This window comes from Kitasatospora sp. NPDC058048 (genome assembly GCF_042885555.1).
Taxonomy (GTDB): Bacteria; Actinomycetota; Actinomycetes; order Streptomycetales; family Streptomycetaceae; genus Kitasatospora; species Kitasatospora lactacystinica.
Map to the genome: position 1 here is coordinate 59,758 of NZ_JBHVRT010000023.1, position 23,929 is coordinate 83,686.

General features: G+C 72.0%; 23 protein-coding genes. 5 read left to right on the forward strand and 18 right to left on the reverse strand.

Annotation, left to right across the window (positions count from 1 at the left end; genetic code table 11):
• Positions 1–73 precede the first annotated feature (73 nt).
• From ACFVVA_RS23855 to ACFVVA_RS23870, 4 genes are all read right to left on the reverse strand, one after another.
• Complete coding sequence (locus ACFVVA_RS23855) at positions 74–1,273, reverse strand: RNA-guided endonuclease InsQ/TnpB family protein (protein ID WP_387692546.1); 1,200 nt, start codon at positions 1,271–1,273, stop codon at positions 74–76.
• Between the two features lie 358 nt (positions 1,274–1,631).
• Positions 1,632–2,129: an ATP-binding protein gene (locus ACFVVA_RS23860; protein WP_387692407.1), complete on the reverse strand. Its 498-nt coding sequence runs from the start codon at positions 2,127–2,129 to the stop codon at positions 1,632–1,634.
• A 137-nt stretch (positions 2,130–2,266) separates the two neighbouring features.
• On the reverse strand, positions 2,267–2,662 hold the full coding sequence (locus ACFVVA_RS23865; protein WP_380356015.1) for an STAS domain-containing protein: 396 nt from the start codon (positions 2,660–2,662) through the stop codon (positions 2,267–2,269).
• 83 nt (positions 2,663–2,745) lie between these two features.
• On the reverse strand, positions 2,746–3,648 hold the full coding sequence (locus ACFVVA_RS23870; protein WP_359910774.1) for a SigB/SigF/SigG family RNA polymerase sigma factor: 903 nt from the start codon (positions 3,646–3,648) through the stop codon (positions 2,746–2,748).
• 235 nt (positions 3,649–3,883) lie between these two features.
• Here ACFVVA_RS23870 and ACFVVA_RS23875 point away from each other — a divergent pair, with 235 nt between their 5' ends.
• Together ACFVVA_RS23875 and ACFVVA_RS23880 are read left to right on the forward strand one after the other, a co-directional pair.
• Positions 3,884–4,534: a CatB-related O-acetyltransferase gene (locus ACFVVA_RS23875; protein ID WP_380631835.1), complete on the forward strand. Its 651-nt coding sequence runs from the start codon at positions 3,884–3,886 to the stop codon at positions 4,532–4,534.
• A gap of 74 nt (positions 4,535–4,608) precedes the next feature.
• The gene (locus tag ACFVVA_RS23880; protein WP_387692410.1) at positions 4,609–5,043 is read left to right on the forward strand and encodes a tautomerase family protein; all 435 of its coding nucleotides are present in this window, start codon (positions 4,609–4,611) and stop codon (positions 5,041–5,043) included.
• On the opposite strand, the gene ACFVVA_RS23885 is transcribed toward ACFVVA_RS23880, so the two are convergent.
• From ACFVVA_RS23885 to ACFVVA_RS23900, 4 genes are all read right to left on the reverse strand, one after another.
• Entirely contained in the window at positions 5,040–5,342 is a 303-nt protein-coding gene (locus ACFVVA_RS23885) for a hypothetical protein (RefSeq protein WP_387692412.1), read from the reverse strand. The two genes, ACFVVA_RS23880 and ACFVVA_RS23885, sit on opposite strands and share 4 nt — an antisense overlap.
• Positions 5,339–5,824, reverse strand: a complete 486-nt coding sequence (locus ACFVVA_RS23890; RefSeq protein ID WP_387692414.1) for a hypothetical protein — start codon at positions 5,822–5,824, stop codon at positions 5,339–5,341. The genes ACFVVA_RS23885 and ACFVVA_RS23890 overlap by 4 nt, the downstream gene beginning before the upstream one ends.
• Positions 5,825–5,963: 139 nt before the next feature.
• Complete coding sequence (locus ACFVVA_RS23895; protein WP_387692416.1) at positions 5,964–8,981, reverse strand: BTAD domain-containing putative transcriptional regulator; 3,018 nt, start codon at positions 8,979–8,981, stop codon at positions 5,964–5,966.
• A gap of 488 nt (positions 8,982–9,469) precedes the next feature.
• On the reverse strand, positions 9,470–9,997 hold the full coding sequence (locus tag ACFVVA_RS23900; RefSeq protein ID WP_387692418.1) for a peptidylprolyl isomerase: 528 nt from the start codon (positions 9,995–9,997) through the stop codon (positions 9,470–9,472).
• 320 nt (positions 9,998–10,317) lie between these two features.
• Between ACFVVA_RS23900 and ACFVVA_RS23905 the strand changes: the two genes are divergently transcribed.
• Together ACFVVA_RS23905 and ACFVVA_RS23910 are read left to right on the forward strand one after the other, a co-directional pair.
• On the forward strand, positions 10,318–11,712 hold the full coding sequence (locus ACFVVA_RS23905) for a uracil-xanthine permease family protein (RefSeq protein WP_387692420.1): 1,395 nt from the start codon (positions 10,318–10,320) through the stop codon (positions 11,710–11,712).
• 152 nt (positions 11,713–11,864) lie between these two features.
• Positions 11,865–12,593, forward strand: a complete 729-nt coding sequence (locus ACFVVA_RS23910; RefSeq protein ID WP_359910753.1) for a heparin lyase I family protein — start codon at positions 11,865–11,867, stop codon at positions 12,591–12,593.
• Positions 12,594–12,689: 96 nt separating this feature from the next.
• On the opposite strand, the gene ACFVVA_RS23915 is transcribed toward ACFVVA_RS23910, so the two are convergent.
• From ACFVVA_RS23915 to ACFVVA_RS23935, 5 genes are all read right to left on the reverse strand, one after another.
• Positions 12,690–13,124 carry a peptidase inhibitor family I36 protein gene (locus tag ACFVVA_RS23915; protein ID WP_387692422.1) on the reverse strand — a complete coding sequence of 145 codons (435 nt, stop codon included), beginning with the start codon at positions 13,122–13,124 and terminating at the stop codon, positions 12,690–12,692.
• Between the two features lie 32 nt (positions 13,125–13,156).
• On the reverse strand, positions 13,157–13,597 hold the full coding sequence (locus tag ACFVVA_RS23920; RefSeq protein ID WP_387692424.1) for a peptidase inhibitor family I36 protein: 441 nt from the start codon (positions 13,595–13,597) through the stop codon (positions 13,157–13,159).
• 45 nt (positions 13,598–13,642) lie between these two features.
• Positions 13,643–14,086, reverse strand: coding sequence for a peptidase inhibitor family I36 protein (locus ACFVVA_RS23925; protein WP_387692426.1), 444 nt, complete (start codon positions 14,084–14,086; stop codon positions 13,643–13,645).
• Between the two features lie 244 nt (positions 14,087–14,330).
• Complete coding sequence (locus ACFVVA_RS23930; RefSeq protein ID WP_387692428.1) at positions 14,331–15,413, reverse strand: WD40 repeat domain-containing protein; 1,083 nt, start codon at positions 15,411–15,413, stop codon at positions 14,331–14,333.
• A 339-nt stretch (positions 15,414–15,752) separates the two neighbouring features.
• On the reverse strand, positions 15,753–16,391 hold the full coding sequence (locus ACFVVA_RS23935; RefSeq protein WP_387692429.1) for a hypothetical protein: 639 nt from the start codon (positions 16,389–16,391) through the stop codon (positions 15,753–15,755).
• Between the two features lie 232 nt (positions 16,392–16,623).
• On the opposite strand from ACFVVA_RS23935, the gene ACFVVA_RS23940 reads away from it, so the two are divergent.
• Positions 16,624–17,205 (forward strand): SMI1/KNR4 family protein, encoded by a 582-nt coding sequence (locus tag ACFVVA_RS23940; protein WP_387692430.1) that lies wholly within the window; start codon positions 16,624–16,626, stop codon positions 17,203–17,205.
• Between the two features lie 159 nt (positions 17,206–17,364).
• Here the strand turns inward: ACFVVA_RS23940 and pepN are convergent, their stop codons facing one another.
• The 5 genes from pepN to ACFVVA_RS23965 form a co-directional block, all read right to left on the reverse strand.
• Positions 17,365–19,872 carry an aminopeptidase N gene (gene pepN / locus ACFVVA_RS23945; RefSeq protein ID WP_387692432.1) on the reverse strand — a complete coding sequence of 836 codons (2,508 nt, stop codon included), beginning with the start codon at positions 19,870–19,872 and terminating at the stop codon, positions 17,365–17,367.
• A 391-nt stretch (positions 19,873–20,263) separates the two neighbouring features.
• Entirely contained in the window at positions 20,264–21,139 is an 876-nt protein-coding gene (locus tag ACFVVA_RS23950) for a hypothetical protein (protein ID WP_387692434.1), read from the reverse strand.
• Positions 21,140–21,480: 341 nt separating this feature from the next.
• Positions 21,481–23,232, reverse strand: a complete 1,752-nt coding sequence (locus ACFVVA_RS23955; RefSeq protein ID WP_387692436.1) for an alpha/beta fold hydrolase — start codon at positions 23,230–23,232, stop codon at positions 21,481–21,483.
• A 367-nt stretch (positions 23,233–23,599) separates the two neighbouring features.
• On the reverse strand, positions 23,600–23,812 hold the full coding sequence (locus ACFVVA_RS23960; RefSeq protein ID WP_387692438.1) for a DUF397 domain-containing protein: 213 nt from the start codon (positions 23,810–23,812) through the stop codon (positions 23,600–23,602).
• A gap of 10 nt (positions 23,813–23,822) precedes the next feature.
• Positions 23,823–23,929: DUF397 domain-containing protein (locus tag ACFVVA_RS23965; RefSeq protein ID WP_387692548.1), on the reverse strand; the 107-nt coding region annotated here is incomplete at its 5' end.

Sequence of the window (23,929 nt, forward strand, 5' to 3'; positions counted from 1 at the left end):
TCGCGGATGCTACGGCACGGTTCGAGCTTCGGACTCGTGACTCCTCCCCCGCGTAAACCGCGGGGGCTTCTCGCTAACCCGGGCGGGCGTCGCGACGGGCCAGCCCGGCCCGTAGAACGTTGACGGCTCCCACCGTGTCAGCGTGCGCCGTATGGCCACAGCTGACGCAGCAGAAGTTCTCCCGAGTGGGCCGGTTCTCCGCCGTGGAGTGCCCGCACTCGGGGCACCGGCGTGAGGTGTTGCGGGGGTCCACGGCGACCACTTCCCGCCCGGCGCTTTCAGCCTTGGCGCGCAGGATCGCAAGGAACACCCCCCATCCGGCATCGGCGATCGAGCGGTTCAACCCCGCCTTGGCCGCGGCCCCGTTCGGCAGGAACACGCCCGCCCGCTCGGGATCTGGCTTCGGCGCGGGGGCCTTGACCATGTTGCGGATCCTGAGGTCCTCATGCGCGATCAGGTCATGCGCGCGGACCAGGCCAAGGGCGGTCTTGTGAGCGTGGTCGAGCCGTTGACGGCGGACTTTTCGGTGCAGCCGGGCGACGACCTCCACCGCCTTGCGGCGGCGGTTGCCACGGCGCTTGCACCGGGCGAGCGCCTGCTGTGCGGCTTCGAGTTTCGCGGCGACCTTCCTGCCGTGGCAGGGGTTGGAAACGAACCCGCCATCGGAGTCGGCGAGGAAGTTGACTACGCCCATGTCGATGCCGACCGCCGATCCGGTCGCGGGCAGCGGCACGGGCCCGCTGTGCTCGGCGGTCAGCACCACGTACCAGCGCTTGCCCTCACGCTTGACGGACACGGTCCTGACCGAGCCGGCCACCGCACGGTGCTGGTTGACCTTGACGTGGCCGACGCCCTGAAAGCGGACGCGGGTCACCGGGTCGTGCGGGGTCGAGTCCCAACGGCAGCCGTCACCGTTTTTGGGGAAGTCCACCGTGTCGAACCGGTTCACGCCCCGAAAGCGCGGGTAGCCAGGCTTCTCACCGGACTTGACCCGGCGGAAGAACGCCGCGAACGCCTTGTCCAGGCGGCGAAGCGTCGCCTGCTGGGAGGAGAAGGACCACCGGCCCTGACGTTCCGGGTCGAACGCCCGGATCTCCTTGAGCTGCGCGGACTGCTCGCCGTACCGGACCGTGGTCCTGGAGGCATGTCGGTAGGCGTCCCGGCGCTCCTGCAACGCCCCGTTGTAGAGCGAGCAGTGGTCTCGAAGCATCTCGGAAAGCGCCTGCTGCTGGCCCACGGTGGGCCGCATCAAGAACTTGTACGTACGGATCAACATGGCCCACCCCCTCCATCGGCTCAGCTATCAACATGCCACATGCCACTGACAGAAGGACCCACCGGCGGGGCGCCACCGCAAAGGGACGCTTCGTCGATCCATGGACCGCATTCCTTCCCAGGCTGAAATCCGGGGAGGGAATCCGAAGATCAGGGTTGTGAGTGGGGCTCCTTGCTGACGGACCGCCGGCCCTCTGTGCGGGGCCGGCCGCGCGGTTCGGGCCGGCCCCGTTACTGTCAGTATGTGTACAAGACCAAGGCAGACACGGCCGTGGTGTCCGGTGACGGTCCGATAGCCAGCAAGAGGCTCCGAGCTGTACAGACAATTTGACGTCATTTGATCAAGGAATCGCAGGTCACGTCAGGCCGGGTCCAGTCAGCCGGTGGGCGTCGAACTCGGCCCAGATCGCCTTGCCCCGGCCGTTCGGCTCGGCGCCCCAGCGGTCGGCGGTGCGCTCCACGATGAACAGGCCGTGGCCGCCGGGCAGGGCCGGCTCGTGCGGCAGGCGCAGCGCCGGCATGGCCGGGCTGCGGTCGCTGACCTCCACCCGCAGGCGCTGCCCGGTGGCGTCCAGGACCAGCTCCAGCGGGCCGTCCCCGTGCAGCATGGCGTTGGCCACCAGCTCCGCCACCAGCAGCACGACGTCCGCGCCGACGCCCTCGTGGGCGCCGGGCGCGCCGGGCGCCCCGGCGGGCGGGTACCAGTCGCCGACCGCCTCGGCGGTGAAGGCCCGGGCCCGGGCGACCGGCTTGGGGAGCCCGGCCAGCGGCAGCCGGCGGCGCTGGCCGCCGGGCGGCAGGGCGGGGCGGGCCCGGTGCGCGTCGCCGTCCAGGGTTCCCCGGCTCATCGTCATGTGAGGGCACCCTTCGGATCGACGGCGGTTCGCATGTCGGTTTCCCGGCGCTCCCGGGATTATGCCTTCCCCGGCGCCGGGTGCGCGGCACCCGCGACACGCGCGGCACCCGCCCCGCGGCGGCGTGCCCGGCCGGCTCAGGCCGCCAGGGCCTCCTCGGCCGAGCCGTGGATGGAGAACACCGCCCGGGTGCCGGTCAGTTCGAGGACCCGCATGACGGTGGGCGGCACCGCGGCCAGGTGCAGCCCCACGCCCTCCTCCCCCGCCGCGAGGCGCGTTTTGAGCAGGAGGTTCAGTCCGGAGGAGTCGCAGAATCCCACCCCCGCGAGGTCGATCACCACCGCGCCGGGCCGCCGGGCGACCAGGGCGGTGAGCGTGTCGGCGGCGGGGGCGAGCGTCTCGATGTCGAGGTCGCCCGCCAGGGCGCAGACCACCGCGCCGCCCGCCGCGGGTCGGGTCCGTACCGCGAGCTCCGCACGGTAGGGGGAGGCCGCCGGCGCGAGGCCCCGCTGGTCGTTGTCGGATGGCATCATCGTCGTCCCCTCGTGTCCGTGCCCTCCGACCTTACGTAGGCGGCGTGCCGCGGCCAAGCGGGTGCCGGGGGCGCGGGGCGCCCTCAGTCCTCCTCCAGCCCCTCGCGCAGGCGCCGCAGGGTGCGGGAGAGCAGCCGGGAGACGTGCATCTGCGACAGCCCCAGGCGCGCGCCGATCTGCGACTGCGTCAGGTCCTCGCAGAAGCGCATCGACAGGATCTGCCGCTCGCGTTCCGGCAGGGCGGCGACCAGCGGCTTGAGCGCCACCAGGTCCTCCACCCTGGAGAGGTCCGGGTCCTCCTCGCCGAGGCGCTCGCCCAGGCAGCCGGGGCGGTCGTCGTCCTCGGTGCCGGTGTCCAGGGAGCCCGCGGTGTGCCCGTTCGAGGCGGTCAGGCCCTCGACCACCTCCTCCTCGGCGAGTTGGAGGTGGTCGGCCAGTTCGGCCACCGTGGGGGCCCGGTCCAGCTCCTGGGCCAGCCGCTCCTGGGCCTTGGCCAGGGCGATCCGCAGCTCCTGGAGGCGGCGGGGCACGTGGACGGCCCAGGTGGTGTCGCGGAAGTGGCGGCGGATCTCGCCGAGCACGGTGGGCAGCGCGAAGGTGGTGAACTCGGCGCCCAGCTCCGGGTCGAAGCGGTCGATGGCCTTGATCAGGCCCACCGCGCCGACCTGCAGCAGGTCCTCCTGCGGCTCCCGGTGGGCGTTGAAGCGGCGGATCGCGAACCGGACCAGGGACAGGTTCATCTCCACGAGGGTGGCCCGCACGTACGAGTACTCCCGGGTGCCCTCCTCCAGCGCGGCGAGCCGGCGCAGCAGCACCCGGGTCAGCTCACGGGCGTCGGACGGGGCGACCTCCCGCAGGTCCTCGGCGGCGGCCAGCTCCGGTGGCAGCAGGTCGCGCAGCCCCGCCGTGGCGGAGCCGGCCGTGCGGGAGGGGTCCTTCGTCGGCGAAGCGGCGGAGGCGGTCAGTTCACCAGTGGTCGTGACCATCGGAGTCCTTCCTCTTGTCGGCACGGTCGAACGCCCCGGATACCCCGCCCCGGCCGATCGATGCAGCGACGCCGCGTGGAGGTTTGGTGAATCCCGGACGGGCGTCCGGGCAGGGGCCGGAAAACCCGGTGGTCCGTGGCGCCGTCCGGTGGATCATGGCAGGGCGCGCTCCGGCGCCCCGATGCCCCTGACACCCCGTCGACATGAAAGCGGTGCCGCCCCCGTGACCCCCGCCGTGCCCGACCTCCCCGCCGTGCCCGATCCGACCGTGCTGCACCCATTCCCCGGACAGCCGCGGGTGGTCCTGCTCAAGCCGCTGGTCACCTCGCCGCTGATCGAGGTGGGCGAGTACTCGTACTACGACGACCCGGACGACCCGACGGCGTTCGAGACCCGCAACGTGCTGTACCACTACGGGCCGGAGAAGCTCGTCATCGGAAGGTTCTGCGCCTTCGCCACCGGCGTGCGGTTCGTGATGAACGGCGCCAACCACCGGATGGACGGGCCCTCCTCCTTCCCCTTCCCCGTCATGGGCGGCGCCTGGGCCGAGCACTTCGACCTGATCACCGGCCTGCCCGGGCGCGGCGACACCGTGATCGGCCACGACGTGTGGCTCGGCTACCGCACCACCGTCATGCCCGGCGTGCGCATCGGCCACGGCGCGATCGTCGCCGCCGGGTCCGTCGTCACCTCCGACGTCCCCGACTACGCCGTCGCCGGCGGCAACCCGGCCAGGGTGATCCGGCTGCGCCACGACGAGGCCGACATCGCCCGCCTGCTGGACATCGCCTGGTGGGACTGGCCCGTCGAGCACCTCACCCGCCACCTGCGCACCGTCATGTCCGGCACCGTCGACGAGCTCGCGGCCGCCGCCCCAGGCGCCTGAGACCGCGTCCACCCCTCTCTGTACCGACTAGTATGTACGGAAGGGGTCAGGGGGACCCGGGGAGGAGCCGTGCCGTGCCGTTCGTCCGCATCGACGCGCTGGGAGGCCCCGAGCGGCTCGACGCCCTCGGGCGCGCCGTGCACCAAGCCCTGCAGGAGACGATCGGCATCCCGCCCGACGACCACTTCCAGGTGCTGACCGGCCATGACGGCGCCACCCGTGCACTGCGCCACGGCGACTACCTCGGCGTGCACCGGGACGAGGGCGTCGTCTACGTGTCGGTCACCCTGCGCGCCGGGCGCCCGGCCGAACGCAAGCGCGCCCTCTACCGCCGGATCGCCGAACTCGCCCACGCGTACGCGGGCACCGAGCCGCGCAACGTGTTCGTCGTCCTCACCGAGAACGCGCCGGTCGACTGGTCGCTCGGCCACGGCCTCGCCCAGTACGACCCGGGGCCGCAGGACGGCCCCGCACAGTCCCCCGGAAACGGCGGGGCGCCGGATCCCTAACGCCCGGTGGGGTGGTGGAGCCGGCGGGCGGCGGTGCGGATGGCGAGGGTGTACGGGGCGTCGAGGGCGCGGGTGCGGGCGTCGAGGGCGTCGAAGGCCACCAGGGCCTTGTGGGTGTCGTCGGTGGTCTGGGTCCAGGCCGTCCAGGCGTTGTGGACGTCCTCGTCGGTGACCTGCTCGCCCTTGGCCTGGAGCAGCACGGCGTAGATGCGGAAGAGGTCGTCGGAGCCCGCGGGGGGTCTGGCCTCCGAGGGCAGGCAGGAGCGGATCAGGTCGGCGATGGGATCGAGGTGGCTCATACGGCCAGTGTGCCGGTGGCGAGCGTGCCCGTGAGCAGGATCAGATGAGCCACCGCGAATATCATCGGCACGAGCCGTTCGGTGGTGCCGAGTTCGGTGTAGTGCCGGTGGCGCCGGCCGGGCGCCGCGGCGTTGCGCAGGACGTCCCACTCGTCGGTGTAGATCCGCGCGGACAGCTTCTCCTCCATGCTGTTGATGACCCGGAACTTGGCGCCGTTGAGGTCCCGGTAACTGCGCAGCTGCATCCACCAGGCGCCGGAGAGCGTGATGCCGGCCAGCGCGACGGCCGTCGCCACCCACCACGGGGACTCCGACAGCTTGGGTATGCCGAAGCCGATCAGGGTGACCAGCGCGGTCTGCACGGACAGGAAGAAGGTGTTGGCGTTGCCCCGGCGGGCCGAGACCCGGTCGGCCATCTCCACGGCGAGCTTGTACAGCTCCAGCAGCTCGGTCTGACGGTTCGGCTCCGGCGGCGTGGTCATCGCGAAACCCCCTCGGGCAGGTGGTGTGCCGGCTTCGCCCGCTGCCCGGGCTCCCCCCGTGGTGTTCATCCTTCCCGGCGGGACGGCCCGTCAGTGCTGCGCGGCCGGCGGTGCTGCACACCGCCGGTGCCGCGCGCCGTCAGTGCCGCGCGCCGGCGGTGGCCGTCGCTCCGGCGGTGACCGTCGCGACGGCGCCCGCCACGGCGGGGGTGCCGGCCGACAGGGCGCGCAGGGCCGCGCCGGCCTCCGACTCGCCCTCCCCGTACTGGTGGGCGCGGGCGGTGCGCAGGGCGGCCCCGAGGTGGAGCGCGGCCTCCTCCGGCCGGCCGGTGGCGGCCAGGGCGCGGCCGTAGAGGGTCTGCAGGACCACCCGGCGGGCGACCGGGAAGGGCGGCTCGGCGACGGCCAGGCCGCGGGCGGCGTGGTGGGCGGCCTCCTCGGCGGCGCCGGCGGCCAGGCACTCGCCGGCCAGGTGCTGGCGGGCGAGGGCGACGATTTCGGCGCGCCCGGCCCGTTCGGCCAGGGACAGGGCCTTCACCAGCAGGCCGCGCGCCCGGGCGCGGCCGGCCCGGTCGCCGTGGCGGGCGAGGGCGACGGCGAGGTTGACCAGGGCGACGGCCTGGGCGGAGCTGTCGCCGGCCCGGGCGGCGAGGTCGGGGGCGCGTTCCAGGTGGACGAGGGCCTGTTCGGGGCGGCCCTCCTCCAGCAGGACCCAGCCCAGCAGGGCCCGGGCGCGGGACTGGGCGCCGGGGTCGCGGTCGGCCTCGGCGGCGGCCAGGCCGTGTTCGAGCAGCGGCGCCCAGCCGTCCCGGACCTGCCAGACGATCAGCGGCCACTGGAGCAGCACCAGGCGCCAGGCGCGGTCGTGCAATCCGGCGGCGACCGCCGCCTCGACCGCGCCGCGCAGGGTGTCGCGTTCGGCGGCGTACCAGGCGAGCGCGCCCGCCCGGTCGGGGAAGGGGCGGACCTCGGCGGGGCGGCGGGTGCCGGGCGGCAGGGTGCAGCACGGTTCGCTGCCGGGTTCGGCGGCGGAGCAGGCGGTGAGCAGGGTGTTCAGCAGGTGGTCGAGCAGGCGGGGCAGCACCTGGGTGTCGGTGTCGCCGGGCAGGCTGCGGGCGTAGAGGCGGACCAGGTCGTGCAGGGTGTAGGCGTCCCGGCCGATCTCCACGATCAGGTGGGCGGTGGCCAGTTGGGCCAGCGCGTCGGCGGCCTCGTCGGGGCGGCAGCCGGCCAGGGCGGCGGCGGTGCGGCTGTCGAGGGTGGCGCCGGTGTGGGCGCCGAGGCTGCGGAACGTCCGGCGGACGGGTTCGCTCAGGTGCTGGACGGTCAGGGCGAGGGCGGCGGCCACGCTGGTGTCCTCGACGTCGAGGAGGTTCAGGCGGTCCTGCTCGACGGCGAGTTCCTCGGCGAGGGCGGCCAGCGCGCGGGCGGGGCCGGTGGCGAGGCGGGCGGCGGCCAGCCGCAGGGCCAGCGGCAGGCCGTCGCACAGGCCGGCCAGGCGGGCGGCGGCCTCGGGTTCGGCGGCGACCGGGTCGGGGCCGAGGGTCGCGGCGAGCAGGCCGACGGCCTGCGGGGAGGAGAGTTCGGCGAGCGGCACCGGGCGGGCGGCGTCGGAGGCGACCAGCCCGCCGAGCCGGTCGCGGCTGGTGACCAGGGTGACGCAGTCGTCGCCGTCGGGCAGCAGCGGGCGGACCTGCTCGGAGCGGCGGGCGTTGTCCAGGACGATCAGCATCCGGCGGGTGGCGGTCAGTTCCCGGTAGCGGGCGGCCATCGCCTCGGGGGTGGCGGGCATCTGCTCGGCGGGCAGGCCCAGGGCGAGCAGCAGTTCGCGCAGGACGGCGGCGGTGTCGCGCTCCGGCAGCGGGCTGTGGCCGCACAGGTCGACGAAGAGCCGGCCGTCGGGGAAGTCCTGCTGGCGGCGGTGCGCCCAGTACAGGGCGAGGGTGGTCTTGCCGACGCCGGCGCCGCCGGTGAGCACGGCGACGGCGCCGGGGGCGGCGGTGGCCCGGTCGAGCGCGGCCAGTTCGTCCTCCCGGCCGGCGAAGCCGCGCGGGCGGCGGGGGAAGGGCCAGGGCGCGGGCTGGTGCCAGGGCGCCGGACGCACGGGGGCGGGCGCGGGGACGGGGGCGAGCACGGACGCGGCGGCGAAGGAGGAGGAGGCGGGGGCGGGCTCGGGGGCGGTGGCCGGCAGCGGTTCGGGGTCGGGGGCCCGGTCGGGGACGGAGGTCAGGCCGCCGACGGTGGGGACCCGCGCGGGCGGGACCCGGTCGGACGCGGCGCGGTCGGACGCGGCGCGGTCGGACGCGGCCCGGCCGGCCGGCTGCTCCTGGTCGCCGGGCAGCCGGGGCGGCGGCACCCGGTCGGACCGGCCCGGAGGGGCCTCGGTGTGCCGCGGGGCCTCGCCGTGCTGCGGCAGGTCGGTGTGCAGCAGGCGGTCGTAGGCGTCGGTGAGTTCCGGTCCGGGGTCCATGCCGAGTTCCTCGGCCAGGGCGCGGCGGGTGCGGTGGAACCAGTCCAGGGCCTCCGAGCGGCGCCCCGCGCGGCCGAGCGCGTGCATGAGGTCGGCGACCAGCGGTTCGCGCAGCGGGTTGGCGGTGGCCTCGGCGTGCAGCAGGTTCGCGGCCGCGCCGTGGTCGCCGAGCCGGCCGTGGGCGCGGGCCAGTTCCTCGGCGGCGGCCAGCCGCAGTTCCTCCAGGGCCTGGGCGGCGCACTGCAGCGGCAGGCCGGGGAGGGTGCCGGCGAGGGCGGGGCCCCGCCACAGGGCGAGTGCCTCGCGCAGGGCGGTGGCGGCCTCGGCGGCGTCCTCCAGGGCGCGGGCGCGGACCACCAGCTGTTCGAACCGTACGGTGTCCACCGCGTGGTCGGGGGCCCGCAGCAGGTAGGCGCCGTTGTCGGTGACGAGTTCGACGCCGGCGGCGGGGGCGTCGTGGGCGGTGAGCAGGGCGCGCAGTCCGGAGACGTGGTTGTGGATGACGGTGCGCGAGTGCCGGGGCGGTTCCTCGTCCCAGAGGGTCTCGGTGAGCCGTTCGACGGTGACCGGTGCTCCGGGGTTCAACAGCAGCATGGCGAGCAGGCTGCGGCGCTTCGCCGATCCGGCCGGAAGCTCCCGGCCGTCCGCGGCCACCACGGCCACCGAGCCCAGCAGTCGGAACTCCACGCACCCCCCTTAGATGGATTAGATGTATATGACAAGCTTATGACACCAGGCGATCTTTCGATCGCGGAGCGTCGTCCATGGTCCGCTGCCGGTAGGCGACCTTGATCAAGTCGTCGTTGTACAGACCCCCGACGGGCAGCGAAGGGTTGCTTCCCGCGTCGACACTCTCGTTGCCCGAGGGGCCCTGGAGGTGGACGGCCGGTGTCGTCCCGGTGCGGCCGTGGCCCTTCGGTGCTCGGGCCGGAGCTGTGCTCGGGTCGGAGCTGTGCTCGGACGACCGGAGCCTGCGCGGTGATCCGTCCCGGCCGCAAGGGTCAACGGCCGATCAGGGACGGCGGGACACTGGAACGGGCTCCGAGCAGGGGGAATGCCGGGGCCCTGGAACGCGGGGATGGAACGCGGGGATGTGCGGTGGAGCGGGTCGTCAGCGGGCGCGCGCCGTTCCGGGGCCGGGCGCCCGTGGCCGGGCGCCCGGGAGAGTCTTCCGGTCAGCGGGTCTCGATGACGACCTTCTCGATGACCACGTCCTGGACCGGGCGGTCGTTGCGGGGGTTGGTGTCCGTCGTCGCGATGGCGTCGACGACCTTCCGGCCGGCCTCGTCGGCGACCTCGCCGAAGATGGTGTGCTTGCCGGTGAGCCAGGTGGTCGCCCCGACGGTGATGAAGAACTGGGAGCCGTTGGTGCCCGGTCCGGCGTTGGCCATGGCCAGCAGGTAGGGCTTGGTGAAGGCCAGGTCCGGGTGGAACTCGTCCGCGAACTTGTACCCGGGGCCGCCGGTCCCGTTGCCCAGGGGGTCGCCGCCCTGGATCATGAAGCCCTCGATGACCCGATGGAAGACCGTGCCGTCGTACAGCGGCGCGGTGGTCGGCTGACCGGTGCTCGGGTCGACCCACTGCCGTTCGCCCGTGGCGAGCTCCACGAAGTTCTTCACGGTCTTGGGGGCGTGGTTCGGCAGCAGCCGGATCACGATGTCGCCCTTGTTGGTCTTCAGCGTCGCGTACAGCTCTTCCGCCATGGCACGTCCTTCGCTAGGTCCTACGGATGCGGCCAGTCTTCAGGCCGGCCGGCCCGTCCGAGCGGTGGCGACGCGGTGATGCACCCGCACGGGTGACATCCCCGCGAACGGGCATCCGGCCGGTAGCCGGATCCTGTGGCGCGCGGCCGGATCCGCGGTGCGCGGGCGGTGGCCGTAAGATCCCCGACAGCACCGGGCCCGTCGGGCCTCGTCGCACGTATCCGCAGCTCACGCGGGTCCGTGTGATCGCCGGGACATCCGGCGGCCACGAGAATGGTGCGGACAGTTCCCCGGAAGTACAGAGAAAGCGATACCTCACCATGGATCTCGGCGTGCGCTGGAAGCTGCACGGTGACGGGCGCACGCCCGCACCGGGGGCGGTGGTCCGTCCCGACGAACGGCTCTCCTGGCCCCGCACGGCAGGCCTCGGCGCCCAGCACGTGGTGGCGATGTTCGGGGCGAGCTTCGTGGCGCCCGTGCTGATGGGGCTCGACCCCAACCTCGCGATCATGATGTCCGGCGTGTCGACCGTGATCTTCCTGCTGGCCACCAAGGGCCGGGTGCCCAGCTACCTGGGCTGCTCGCTGTCCTTCGTGGGCGTGGCCGCGGTGATCCGGGCGCAGGGCGGCACCAGCGCGACGGTGACCGGCGCGGTGTTCGTGGTGGGCGTGGCGCTGTTCCTGGTGGGTGTGGCGGTCCAGCGGTTCGGGGCGCGCATCATCCACGCCGCGATGCCGCCGATCGTCACCGGCGCGGTGGTCATGCTGATCGGCTTCAACCTCGCGCCGGTGACCGCCTCGGTGTACTGGCCGCAGGACCAGTGGACGGCGCTGCTGGTGATGCTGTTCACCGGCCTGGCCGTGGTGTGCCTGCGCGGCTTCTGGTCGCGGGTGGCGATCTTCCTGGGGCTGCTGTTCGGCTACGGGATCTCCTGGCTGTTCGACCGGGTCTTCGGGAAGATCCACTCGGTGGACGGCGGCGGGCACATGACCGACCACTGGCGCCTGGACCTGTCGGGCGTCGGCAAGGCGGACTGGGTCGGCCTGCCGACCTTCCACGGCCCGTCCTTCCAGTGGTCGGCGATCCTGGTCGCGCTGCCCGTGGTGATCGCGCTGGTCGCGGAGAACGCCGGGCACGTCAAGGCCGTCGGCGAGATGACGGGCTCGAACCTGGACGACAAGCTGGGCACCGCGATCTCCGCGGACGGCGTCGGCTCCATGCTCTCCACCGCAGTCGGCGGCCCGCCGAACACCACGTACTCGGAGAACATCGGCGTCATGGCCGCCACCCGGGTCTACTCGACGGCCGCGTACTGGGCGGCGGCCTGCTTCGCGCTGCTGTTCGGCCTGTGCCCGAAGTTCGGCGCGATCGTGGCCGCGATCCCGGGCGGGGTGCTCGGCGGGATCACCGTGATCCTGTACGGCATGATCGGGCTGCTGGGCGCGCAGATCTGGACCAAGTCCCAGGTGGACCTGCGCAATCCGCTCAACCTGGTGCCGGCCGCGGCGGGCATCATCATCGGCATCGGCAACGTGACGCTGAAGTTCACCGACACCTTCAGCCTCAGCGGCATCGCGCTCGGCACGCTGGTCGTCATCACCGGCTACCACGTGCTGCGGGCGCTGGCCCCGGCGCACCTCAAGACGCAGGAGCCACTGCTGGACGAGGGCACCTCCTCGTACGACCAGGGCGCCGAGGAGCCGCGCACTCCGTAACGGACGGGAGCGGGGCCGGGTTCAGGTCGAGAGGGCGGCCGGCGGAAGTGTCCGAAAAGGATCTTCCGTCGGCCGTTCGTCTGGCCGGGCGGGCCGGGCGGTGGTCGAATCACTGCTCGCCCGTGTCCGCCACTCATCCCCCCGGGAGAGGCATGTCCCTTCTGACCCACCGCCGCAAGGCCGCCGCCGCGGCCGTCGCCCTCGCCACGTTCGCGATCACCTGCGGCCAGGCCTCCGCGAGCAGCTCCGCCGCCGCGGGCAAGGTCCTGTGGACGCCGAGCACCAGCACGGGCCCGTCCTCGTTCAAGGCGGTCCAGTGCGCGGCCGGCAACTTCGGGGTGGTGAAGGACTCCGCCAAGGGCAACGTGTGGCGCGCCTTCCAGGCCGGCGGGGAGGAGCGCTGCGAGACGCTCAGCCCGGACCTGAAGGAGGGCGACACCTTCTACCTGGGCTGGTCGTCCAAGGTGGACATCCAGGACACCAACAGCCGGTACGTGTTCCAGCTGAAGTGCTCGCCGAGCACCGACACGGCCAACCACCCGATCGAGATCGACATCGTGAACGGGCGCGTCCGCCTCCAGGAGTGGGACACCGCCCACGTGTCGCACTCCCTGTGGACCGCGCAGACGGCCAACAACACCTGGCACTCCTACGCGCTGAAGATCCGCCTGGGCCGCACGGACGGCACCATCGACTTCTGGTTCGACGGCGTGAAGCAGACGTTCACGACGGGATCGGGCACGTTCAAGGGCACCACCTGGGACGGCGACCGGAACTACCTCAAGTGGGGCTCGTACCACCCCTCCACGGGCGACGCGACGAACACCTTCACCAGCCCGGTGATGGCCACGACCCTGGAGGCGGCCACCGCCGGCTCGTAGGACCTTGAGGGACAGACCGCAGGCCCGGACCGCAGTGGATGCGGTCCGGGCCTGCGCGTCAGGCACATGCGAAAACCGGTCGGGGACTTCGACGGGTCAGCAGTACTTGAAGGAGCTGATCCTGTCGTTGATCCACGACGGGACCGACGGCCACTGCTCCCGGGGGCCGATCCTGAACTCCAGGCCGGTGTAGTTGTTGTTCTCGTAGAAGCAGATGCTGCTCCCGGTGTTGTTCAGCACGGACGAGGTGGTGTCCTGCATCCCCGTCCACAGGCCGCCCTTCTGCTCCAGCTTGCCCATGTCGCTGATGTTCTGGTCCGAGGCGATCGCCCCGAACTTGCCGGTGTGGCCGGTGTTGGCGACGAAACCGCCCTCGGACCACAGGCAGACGTAGTTGGTGGGGCACGCTCCGGCGCCCTGTCCGATGCCGAGGATCGTGTTGGCGCTGGCGGAGCCCGCGACGGTCACGACCAGCCCGACGGCGGCGGCGGCGCACAGGCCGAGCCTGGTCATCTTCCGGGAAATCTTCATGACGATCCGTTCAGGTCGAGGAAAGGAGGAGGTCAGCAGTACTTGAAGGAGCTGATCTTGTCGTTGATCCACAACGGGACCGAGGGCCAGTGCTCCCCGGGGCCGATCTTGAACTCCAGGCCGGTGTACCAGTTGTTCTCGTAGAAGCAGATGCTGCTCCCGGTGTTGTTCAGCACCGACGAGGTGATGTCCTGCATGCCCTTGTCGCCACCGGAGTCGCGCTTCTGGAGCTTGCCCATGTCGCCGGTGTTCTGGTTCGAAGCGAAGGAGCCGAACTTGTTGTCGTTGATGGTCGTGCCGCGGATGAAGTTGGCCTCCGACCACAGGCAGACGTAGCCGCTGGGGCACGACCCGGCCCCGTGGCCGATGTCGTAGACATTGGTGGCGCTCGCGGAGGTCGCCCCGGTCACGATCAAACCGACAGCGGCGGCGGCGCTCAGGCCGAACTTGGCCAGGTTCCTGGAAAGCTTCATGACGATCCGTTCAGGTCGAAGAGGGAGGAAGGGGGGAAGGGGAGGTCAGCAGAACTTGAAGGAGCTGATCTTGTCGTTGATCCACGACGGGACCGAGGCCCACTTCTCCCAGGGGCCGATCCTGAACTCCAGGCCGCCGTAGTTGGTGTTCTCGTAGAAGCAGATGCTGCTCCCGGTGTTGTTCACGACCGAGGAGGCATCGTCCGCCATGCCCTTCCAGCGCCAGAGCTTGCTCTCGAACTTGAACTTCCCCAGGTCCGCGATGTTCTCGTTCGCGCCCACCGCCCCGTAGTCGACCCCGCCCTTGGGGTTGCCCACGATGTAGTTGTTCTCGCTCCACAGGCACACCCAGTTGGCGGGGCACTTGCCGGGGCCGGTCTCGATCGAGGTGAGGATGTCGGCACTCGCACTCGTCGTCGTGGCGGCGAGCACCCCGGCCACCGTGGCGACACCCACGCCGAGCCTCATCGCCGTCTTCCGCAGGTTCATCATGATCTCCTCTGCTGCTCTTCAACTGCCCAGGGCGCGCTCCGGCGTTCCGCTCGCGGAGCAACACCACTGTGGCGGCGAGGGCCCAGGGGAGGCATCAGTCATCCGACTGCATGTGAAGCCGACGTCACCGACCTAAGTCGACCCACCGGCGTCCGCCGGGCATAGGTATCCCCGTACCGTCGTGGGTCATCGGGGTGCACGCGGAGGCAGGCCCGGCCCCTCGGGGGGCCGGTGGGTGCGCTTAGGTGTTCTGTCCCGTGAGGCGCCAGGTCTCCACCCGCTTGTCGTATCCGCCGGTGGCGATCCGCGGCTCGCCGTCGACCTGGATCTGGCACAGGGCGCGCACCCAGCCGCAGCCGAACGGCCCCAGGAAGTGCTGGGCGCCGCCCACCGTGCCCACCCGCTCTCCCGTGGTCGGGTCCCAGAGCTTCACGCCCGGCCCGTCGCCGCCGGAGGCCAGCAGGTACCGCTCCCCCACCTCGATCTGGCACAGGGCGTGCAGCCAGCCGAAGTCGTCCTCCATGACGTGGAGTTGCTCCCCGGTGCCCGGGTTCCACAGTCGCACCTTCTCGTCGATGCCGGCCGAAGCGAGCAGGACCTCGTCCGCGGCCCGTATCTGGCACAGGGCCGTCGGCCAGCCGTCGTGGCCCGTCAGCACCCGCACCTGCTCGCCCGTGCCCGGCTCCCACAGCCGTACCGTCCGGTCCCCGTGGGCGGAGGCGAGCAGGTCCCTGCCCTCGGAGCGGACCGCGCACACCGCCATGACCCCGCCGGCGCCGGGCGAGATGACCCGGACCGGCTCGCCCGTGCCCGGTTCCCACAGCCGGAGCGCCTCGTCGTCCCCGCCGGCGGCCAGCAGCACTCCGTCACCCACCCGCACCTGGCAGACCCCGCGCACGGCGGCCCGCGACCCCTTGAGGACGGACACCTGCCTGCCCGTGCCCGGCTCCCAGAGCCGTACCGTCCGGTCGTCCCCACCGGAGGCCAGCAGGGGCCGGCCGCCGACCTCCACCTCGCACAGGGCGTTCACCCACCCTCCGTGCCCCTTCAGGAAGCCGACCAGGTCCCCCGTGTCCGGGTCGCCGACCCTGATCACCCGCTGGGAGCCCGCGAAGGCCAGCAAGGGCCGGTCGCCCACCCGGACCTGGCACACGGCACTGAACCTCGGGGCGAGCGCCTTCAGCACCGCCTTCCTCACGGCGATCAGAACCACCGCGACCGCCAGGGCGGCGATGAGCGCCTGGACCACCGAGAGCACCCGGAACAGAGCCAGCGCGACGATGACGACCAACAGCAGGCGTATCCGCAGGATCCGGAACACCACGATGTGCAACCCACGCGGAAGGCCCGCATTGACCGTCGCCACCCCCGCCCCCCTTCGGTGAATCTGATGAGCCGTCAAGTACCGGTAATTCCCTGGCACTCAGGCGACCCTAATGCCCGGGGGAGACACCTGCACCCGAACTGCGCCCGCCGGCACGACCGAGTTCCCGGCCGCCGTCCTGACGGGAGAGGCCCCGACGCCGACGAGTACATCGGCCGGGCTCCGGGGCCCGACCTGTGGCCCTCGTGGAGGACATCTCATGTCGGGGAGCCCACGGGTGCGGACGACGGCTGCCGCGACCCCGGCGAAGGCGATGAGATGTCCCCCTGAGGCCGGGAGCTACTCCAGCCGGAGCTTGAGCCCGCAGCCGCCGGGCCGGTCGTCGGTGTCGATCCGGATGGTGGGTGAGCTGAAGTTGTCCACGGGGCTGAAGATGCCGTAATCCGGGCCGGCGTTCCCGCACTGGGCGGGGTCGCCGTCCGAGTAGAAATTGATGCCCATCTTCATGGTGGAACTCGACAGGGCGAACGTGAGATCGCATCCGCCCGGCCGGTTGTCGGTGTCGATCCGGATGCTGGGGCCGAAGGTCCGGGTCGTCCCGATCGGCACCTGGTGGGTGCCCGGGTTTCCGCACTGGGCGGGATCACCACCGGGCGTGGCCTTGAAGGTGTAGGTGACGGACGAACCTGCCAGTCGATTGTCCGGATCGTAGATACCGAATGCGAGCAGACAACCGCCGGGGCGGGAGTCGGTGTCGAAGCGGATCGCCTCGGTCACGCCGAAGTCGTCCTTCCACTGTTCGCCCGTTCTTCCACCGCACTGGCCGGGGTCCCCGTCGGGGTTGAACTGGACGCCGAGCTGAGGGGAGGTGATCAGTTCGGTGCGGGCCTGGGCGAGGGGTGCCGGGACAACGCTGACCGCGGCCGCGGTGGCGGTGGCTGCGGAGAGCAGCAGCACCCTCTGCGTGATGCTCTTCATGGCATCGATTCCCTTCGTACGGAGAGCCGGATTCTGGAGTGCAGGATTCCGGCACCCCGAACACCCCAAACCCACCGCCGGGAGACACGGAGGGGCGCATCGCCCGAACGGTCCAGCAGCCGACATTCCCACTCGAAACTGAAATGTCCGAGCACTGTGTGATCATGCAGAGCCCCACGGGTGGAACCACCAAGGGGACCGCGAACTGCCCCGAGTTGACAGGAGCCAACCCGTGATCGGTTTTCTGGAAGAAATACGCGCGATCATCGGACCGCCCAGTGGGCCCGGTGTGCCCGCGGACTGCTGGCACGGGCTGGAAACCGAGCTGGGCGTGGAACTGCCGGGAGACTTCAAGACCCTGGCCGAGCGCTACGCGCCGATCGAGATCGGCCGGTCGATCTCGCTGAGGGGCCCAGCCGGGCAGGGATGGGACCTGGGCAAGTACATACGGGAGACCGTGGTCGCCTACCAGGACTGCGAGTTCACGGACGAGAACTTCCCCGGATTCCCCGCACCCCTGGGGTTCGGCGCGCCGGACGGCCTGATCCCCATCATGTCGACCGCGCACGGGGAAGCGGTGTTCCTGCTGCGCACCGGCACCGGGTACGGCTGGTGCATCGTGGTCTACGTCGGCCACGACGACGAGTTCTACCGCTACGACCTGACATTCGCGGAATGGTTCTGCAGGTACCTGCGCGGAGAGGACATGACCGGGCCGAACAGCGGACAGAAGTTCTCGAACCCGATCGAGTTGACGGACTACGGCGTGCTGCCGATGCGGACGGAGCGATTCGGCCCGGTACGGGATTCGTGAGGGCCGCAAAACGCGCGGCGGCCGGAACCGGAAGCGGCAGCAGCCCCGACCGGACGGACCGCAGGCCCGGACCGCCACAACGTGCGGTCCGGGCCTGCGGGTTCTTGCGGGTGGCGGGGCGGTCACGGGCGGGGCCGGTGACCGACCGGTTGGCGGGCTCTACTGCCCGGTCAGTGCGCGGGCCCGGGCGGCGCGGCGCAGGGTGTCCAGTTGGTCGACGAGGCCGCGCCGGGTCGCCACGGTGAGGTCCGGGTCGGCGAGGCAGGCCTCGGCCGCCCGTAGGGTCCGGTCGGTGGCGGCGTAGGCGGGGAAGGCCGCCGTGGTGAGAACCCGGGCCAGGGCGGGGCCGCGGCGGGCGGCGGCCGGGCCCAGTTCCTTGAAGTAGCGCGTGGTCAGTTCGTCGAGCAGGTCGGCCTGCTCGGGCTGCCACAGTCCCTTGGCGGTGGCGGCGGCCAGGTAGTTGGAGAGCTCGCCGTGGAACAGCGCCTGCCAGGCGGCCTCCTTGGCGGCCGGGGCGGGCAGGGCGGCGCGGCAGCGGGCGGCGCCCTGCTCGCTGGTGTCGCTGGGGTCGGCGGCGAGTTCGGCGGCGATCTCCGGTTCGCCCGCCGCGCCGAGCACGCACAGCCGCGCCAGCAGCTGCCAGCGCAGGTCGGGGTCGAGCTCCGGCCCGCCGGGCACCGTGCCGGCGGCCAGCCAGTCGCGCAGTTCGGCGGTCCGGTCCCCGTCGGCGGTGGCGATCACGCCGCGTACGGCGACCAGGCGCAGGCCGGTGCGGTCCGGCTCGCCCTCGGTGCGCCGCAGCAGGGTGCGGCAGACCCGGGCCAGTTCGGCCAGTGCGGCCGGCCGTTCGGCGGGTGGTACGGCGCAGTCCGCCACGAAGTCGCGGGCGAAGGAGAGCACCGCGTCCACCAGGTGCACCGAGGTCTCGCCGGGCAGGTGGTCGGCGACCAGCCGCAGGTACTCGCCGGGTGCGAGTTCCCCGTCGCGCACCTGGTCGCGGGCGGCGCCCCAGAGCACCGCCCGGGCGAGTTCCTCGGGCACGGCGCCGAGGGAGGAGCGCGCGGTCCGCCAGGAGGCGGGGTCGAGGCGGATCTTGACGTAGCTGAGGTCGGTGTCGTTGAGCAGGGTCAGCTCGGTGCCGTCGGCCGGCGGGTCGAGCGGCACGCCGCCGTCGCCGGGCAGGTCGCCGGGCAGGTCGAGCGGCACGCGCTCGGCGAGTTCCAGGGCGCCGTCGGCGGTGCGCCGGTAGTGGCCCGCGGTCAGCTGGTGCGGGCGCAGCGCGCCGTCGGCGGAGGTGTGCTCGATGCGGCCGTCGGTCACCCGCAGGGTGTCCACGCCGCTGGTGCGCAGCCAGCGGTCGGCCCAGGCGTGGACGTCGCGGCCGCTGGCGGCGGCCAGGGCCCGGAGCAGGTCGTCGAGGGTGGCGTTGCCGAAGGCGTGCGCGTCGAAGTAGTCGTTGACCCCGGTCAGGAAGGTCTCCTCGCCGAGCCAGGCGACGAGCTGGCGCAGGACGGCGGCGCCCTTGGCGTAGGAGATGCCGTCGAAGTTCTGCAGCGCCTGGGCGGTGTCGTCGACCGTGCCGGGTGCCACCGGGTGGGTGGAGGGGCGCTGGTCGGCGTCGTAGCCCCAGGGCTTGCGGTCGGCGGCGAAGCCGGTCCAGGCGCCGGTGAAGCGGGTGGAGGCGGCGGTGACGCTGTAGGCCATGTACTCGGCGAAGGACTCGTTCAGCCACAGGTCGTCCCACCACTTCATGGTGACCAGGTCGCCGAACCACATGTGCGCCATCTCGTGGATCACCACCATGGCGCGTTCCTCGCGCCTGGTGTCGGTCACGGCGGAGCGGAAGACGTACTCGTCGCGCAGCGTGACGCAGCCCGGGTTCTCCATCGCGCCGGCGTTGAACTCCGGGACGAAGCACTGGTCGTAGCTGTCGAAGGGGTAGCGGTGCCGGAAGACCCGGTGGTAGTGGTCGAAGCCCTGCCGGGTGATCTCCAGCAGTTCGGCGGCGTCGGCGTCCAGGTGGGCGGCGAGCGAGCGGCGGCAGTGCAGGCCGAGCGGGATCCCGTCGTGCTCGGCGCGCACCGAGTGCAGCGGGCCGGCGACGACGGCGAGGAGGTAGCTGCTGATCGCCGGGGTGGGGTCGAACTCCCAGCGGCCGGGTGAGCTCTGGCGGCCCAGGCTGTTGCCGACCACGGTCCACTGCTGCGGCGCGGTGACGGACACCGTGTACCGCGCCTTGAGGTCGGGCTGGTCGAAGGAGGCGAACACCCGGGGGCCGTCGTCGAGGAAGGACTGGGTGTAGGCGTAGTCCTCGCCGTCGGCGGGGTCGGTGAAGCGGTGCATGCCCTCGCCGGTGTGCGAGTAGGCCATGTCGGCTTCGACGGTGAGTTCGTTGTCGGCCGCCAGGTCGGTGAGCGGGAAGCGCCCGTCCCGCAGGGCGGTGACGTCCAGTTCGCGGCCGTTCAGCAGCACCCGGTGGAGTGCGGCGGGTTTGACGTCCACGTAGGTGGCGGCGCCCGGGGTGGTGCAGGCGAAGCGGATGACCGTGGTGGAGCCGAACACCTCCCGGCCGCGGGTCAGGTCGAGGTCGAGGCGGACGGTGCGGACGTCGAGCAGGCGGTGGCGCTCGGCGGCCTCGGTGCGGGTGAGGATGGAGGTATCAGACACAGGGGTCATGCTGCTCCATCGGGCGGGCGGACGGCACCGGTTTTCGGCTCCGGGCGGGGCCGGGGCGGCGGAGGCCCAGGACGTGTCGTCAAAGGGTCGTGCCCTCATGAGCAGTGACGCGAGGGTGGGGATGGTGCGGCCGATGCCGCGCAGCCGCGACCAGGCGCGGATCGCTTGGGAGCTGCAGCCCCAGCAGTCGCAGGCCGAGGGGGCGCCGGCCGAGCAGCGCCGGAACGACGCCCGGGCCCGGCCCACTGCCGCGCCGCAGCCCGGCAGTCCAGGAACCGCCGCGGGTCCGCCAGGACCAACCGGGCCCGCCCCTTCGGTGTGGCTGGGTGGATCAGGAGGTTGAACCGGGCCCGTGCGGCGCTCTGGCTGCCTGCGACCGGCGTTACGGGCGGTCGTCCGCTTCGCCCCGCCAGCTCAGGCCGAGGGCGGTGCCGCTGAACGCGGTGCGCTGGGTCTGCGAGGAGCCGGACGGCTGCCAGCCGAGGGCGTCAAGGATGCCGGTCAGCCGGGCCGGGTCGGGGGTCGGACCGGCCGGGTCGGGAGGCAGCAGGTCGCCGACACCTGCGGACTTGCTCAGGGTCTCGGCGTCGCCGTCGCTGTACCAACCGGCGACCAGGTAGCGGAGGTGGTCGTCGGGGCGGAGGTCATCCAAGCGGTCGTGGACGGAAAAGACGTCCGTGTTGTACGGCTGGTACGCGGCGAACGTCGGCAGTCCGGGGCCAACCGCGGTGAGGAACGGTCCCTCCTCGCGGAAGGGTTCGACCCATTCGCCGGAAGCCAGGTCGATCCTCCTCTCCGTTGCGGCGGGCCCGGTCCGGCTGTCGTGCAACGCGAGGCTCCGAGCGGTGCCACGCGCCCCGTGCGGGCCATCGATGTCCAGGTGGTCGCTCTGGACGACCCAACCGACGGCCTGGCGTGCGTCGGCCGGTCCCTGGTACCGGACCACCAGCCAGCGGTTGGGCACCAGAGGGAAGGTGGCCTGGCCGCTGCCGGGGTCGTAGGGCCCGGCGGTGAGGGCCTCGGGGAGCTGCCACTGCACGTGCACGCCCTCAGGGGACGCGTCGAAGCCTGAGGCGTCCGAGGAGACGTCCGACAAGCTCGCCCGGCCGACGAGCCGAGCGTGGACAGTGATCGGCACAATCAGGTCGGCCCCGGGTGCCACTGCCTCGGGGGTGGGGGTCAGGCCAAGGCTCGCGGCCACCTCGGGCGACATCTGCACCTTCGCGGGGCCTTTTGAGTTGGGCATGGCCTCGGACATGACGTCTCCTCACTGGCCGACTCCGATGCCGACCCGTGTGCATCTTCCCGTGACGAACCGTGGTCAAACGGCTACCCAATGGCATATGGCGCCGCAACGTCGCCGAGCGCTGCTTCAACCGCCCGAAGCAGTGACGCGGCCTCGCCACCAGGTACGACAGGACCGCCGTGTCCTATCACGCGGCCGTCACCGTCACGTCACTGCTCATGTGGGCATGACCCTTTGACGGCACGTCCTGGGCGGAGCCGGCGTGCCCGCCCCGCCGCAGGGCGCGGCGGGGCGGGCACGGGTGCGGGTGCGGGTGCGGGTGCGGGTGCGGGTGCGGGCATGGGTGCGCGGAATCAGCCGAGGGGCAGGTCGAGGTGTGCCTCGGCGCCGGCCGTGGAGCCCACGCTCAGGGTGGCGAGGGGCGGGTTGGCGTCGGAGTAGAGCTTGTCCTTGGCGTTGATCACGAGCATGACCTTGTGGTCGGCCGCGATGTCGTAGGCGGCCGCCTGGAGGTTCCAGGACACCTGGACGGCCTGGCCGGCCTCGGCGTCGGTGAGGGTGTAGGGCTCGTGGGTGATGATGCGGGCGGTGCCGTCGGGGGCGAGGTCGAAGAGGTAGGCCACCACCGTGGCGTTCTTCCCCGCGGGGGTGAGGGTGAGCTGGACGCGCGGGATGCCGCGCACGCGCCGGGCTCCGGCGGGGGAGGTCCAGGTGGCGAGGTAGCGGCGGTCGAACTTGCCGGTGGCGTAGGTCTTCGGGTTGCCCTTCCACTCCTGCTGGCCCGTGGTCAGCAGGTCGTCGACGGCCGTGGCCTCGGTGAGCTCGCCGGTGGTGAACGAGGCCTTCCACCCGGCGGCCGGGGCGGTGCCGAGCTTCCCGTCCTGGCTGCCGTTCGCGGCGCCCAGGTACAGCTTCTCGGTGCTCGTGGTCACATCGTCCCAGCTCGCACGGCTTTCGCGGACGGTGGGCTCGAACATCACCTGGCTCTTGACCGGCTCCCAGCCGGGCACCTCGTTGGCGGTGCCGAGGATGTGGTGGTCGAGCCAGGCGAGGGCCTCGTCGACGGGGGCGTTCGGGCCGGGGACCGTCAGTCCGGCGCCCTCGGGTGCGGCGTGGTCGCCGATCCACAGGTTCAGGCGCTTGGGGACGGTCAGCGCCTGGAACGCGGCCAGTGCGCCGTTGACCGGGAACAGCGTCTCGTGCCAGGTGTTGGAGTAGAAGGTCGGGACGCCGCGGGCGTTGGTCTGGTCGATGTACGAGCGGGGCGAGTTCTCCGTCGCCCAGGCCCGTACCTCGTCCAGGTTGGTGCCGGCGCGGAAGTCCGCGAGCAGCTGCCGGACGGTCGGGTCGAACTTGCGCTCCTCCGGCCCTCCGGTGAACGCCACCAGGGCGTCGACGGCGGCCAGGTGCCGGGTGTCGTTGCCGAGCAGGGCCTCGGCCAGATCGCCCCAGGTGCTGAGCGCCACCACCGCGTCGACGCGTCCCGCCGGGTCGTGGGCCGCGACCAGCTGGCTGATGCCGGAGCCGTAGGACTCGCCGAGGAACGCGACGCGGCTCGGGGCGAAGTGCTGCTGCGCATAGTCGATCACCGTGGAACCGTCGGCCCAGTCGGACGGGCCTGCCACGTCCACGGTGCCACCGGAGGTGAACGGGGCGTCGATGAACCCGCCGCCGGGGATCGGGAAGGTCTGGCCGATGCCGCGCGGGGTGTAGGCGAGTACGTGGTAGCCGCGCAGTGCGAGGCGCAGGTACAGGTAGGTGAAGAGCGTCCAGCCGAGCGGCGTCCACCCGGCCGGCACGATGACCACCGGGCGCGGCTCGTCGGTCTTGAGCCGGATGGTGAACGCGGAGAGCCTCACCCCGTCGTCCGCGGTGATCCTCGGGAGGCCGATGGTCGCCTTCGCCTGGACCTGGGTGACGAGTTCCTGCAGCTCGGCGGGCAGCAGCGGCTGCTCGGCGGAGCCCGCCAGCGTGGCGACAAGGGCCTCGGCCAGGTTGACGGTATCGGGCGAGAGCTGCGTGCCCGAGGCATAGATGCCGCAATCCTGAAGCTTCGTCAACTGGCTTGCGGTGAAGGGCGTGGGGCCGTCTTCGGAGATGCTCATCTGTGGAATGCCTTTCACGGTGGCTTGGTAGGTCGCGCGCATTCATGATCAATGCGGGCCCCTCCGTGTACTGCCATCGCGTGATTCGGTTCACTCGAAGAGGTGATTCATGATCAAAGATGCTTGACAGGTGGCGGATCGGAGCCGATCTCCCCCTCCAGGGACGTCCGTCGCGGATCGTGCCGACCGTGACAAACCCGGCCGCCTCCGCACCGCCGACGAAGAACCGTCCACCACGGCTGCGCCCCTCCCCCGCTCACGCAAAGGCGCTCGGCCGGGGAACCCCGGCCGAGCGTCTGACCACCTCTTCACGGTCTGCCCCTGGCCAGCCGGCCGGGTGTCGCCGTGCCCCCGAACCGCCCCCGTCTCAGATGTCACCGAACTCGCCGCTGCGGACGGCCGCGACGAACGACATCCAGGCCTCGGCCGGGAAGACAAGCGCTGGGCCTTGGGGGTCCTTGGAGTCACGGACAGGGGCCAGGCCGGGGAAGTCCGCTGTCGCCTCGACGCAGTCACCCCCGTTGTTGCTGTAGGAAGACTTGAACCACCGAGCCCCGGACAGATCCACGCCGTCGGCCATGACTCCCCTCTCAGGCTTCGCTGAACTCGCCGCTGCGGACGGCCGCGACGAATGACACCCAGGCCTCCGCCGGGAAGACAAGAGCCGGGCCCTGAGGATCCTTGGAGTCACGGACCC

Coding starts and splice junctions, on each gene's coding strand:
- ACFVVA_RS23860 (WP_387692407.1), bottom strand. CDS start 2,129: ATGACGATGAGCCGGGGAACCCTGGACGGCGACGCGCACCGGGCCCGC.
- ACFVVA_RS23865 (WP_380356015.1), bottom strand. CDS start 2,662: ATGATGCCATCCGACAACGACCAGCGGGGCCTCGCGCCGGCGGCCTCC.
- ACFVVA_RS23870 (WP_359910774.1), bottom strand. CDS start 3,648: ATGGTCACGACCACTGGTGAACTGACCGCCTCCGCCGCTTCGCCGACG.
- ACFVVA_RS23885 (WP_387692412.1), bottom strand. CDS start 5,342: ATGAGCCACCTCGATCCCATCGCCGACCTGATCCGCTCCTGCCTGCCC.
- ACFVVA_RS23890 (WP_387692414.1), bottom strand. CDS start 5,824: ATGACCACGCCGCCGGAGCCGAACCGTCAGACCGAGCTGCTGGAGCTG.
- ACFVVA_RS23900 (WP_387692418.1), bottom strand. CDS start 9,997: ATGGCGGAAGAGCTGTACGCGACGCTGAAGACCAACAAGGGCGACATC.
- ACFVVA_RS23905 (WP_387692420.1), top strand. CDS start 10,318: ATGGATCTCGGCGTGCGCTGGAAGCTGCACGGTGACGGGCGCACGCCC.
- ACFVVA_RS23910 (WP_359910753.1), top strand. CDS start 11,865: ATGTCCCTTCTGACCCACCGCCGCAAGGCCGCCGCCGCGGCCGTCGCC.
- ACFVVA_RS23915 (WP_387692422.1), bottom strand. CDS start 13,124: ATGAAGATTTCCCGGAAGATGACCAGGCTCGGCCTGTGCGCCGCCGCC.
- ACFVVA_RS23920 (WP_387692424.1), bottom strand. CDS start 13,597: ATGAAGCTTTCCAGGAACCTGGCCAAGTTCGGCCTGAGCGCCGCCGCC.
- ACFVVA_RS23925 (WP_387692426.1), bottom strand. CDS start 14,086: ATGAACCTGCGGAAGACGGCGATGAGGCTCGGCGTGGGTGTCGCCACG.
- ACFVVA_RS23935 (WP_387692429.1), bottom strand. CDS start 16,391: ATGAAGAGCATCACGCAGAGGGTGCTGCTGCTCTCCGCAGCCACCGCC.
- ACFVVA_RS23950 (WP_387692434.1), bottom strand. CDS start 21,139: ATGTCCGAGGCCATGCCCAACTCAAAAGGCCCCGCGAAGGTGCAGATG.
- ACFVVA_RS23955 (WP_387692436.1), bottom strand. CDS start 23,232: ATGAGCATCTCCGAAGACGGCCCCACGCCCTTCACCGCAAGCCAGTTG.
- ACFVVA_RS23960 (WP_387692438.1), bottom strand. CDS start 23,812: ATGGCCGACGGCGTGGATCTGTCCGGGGCTCGGTGGTTCAAGTCTTCC.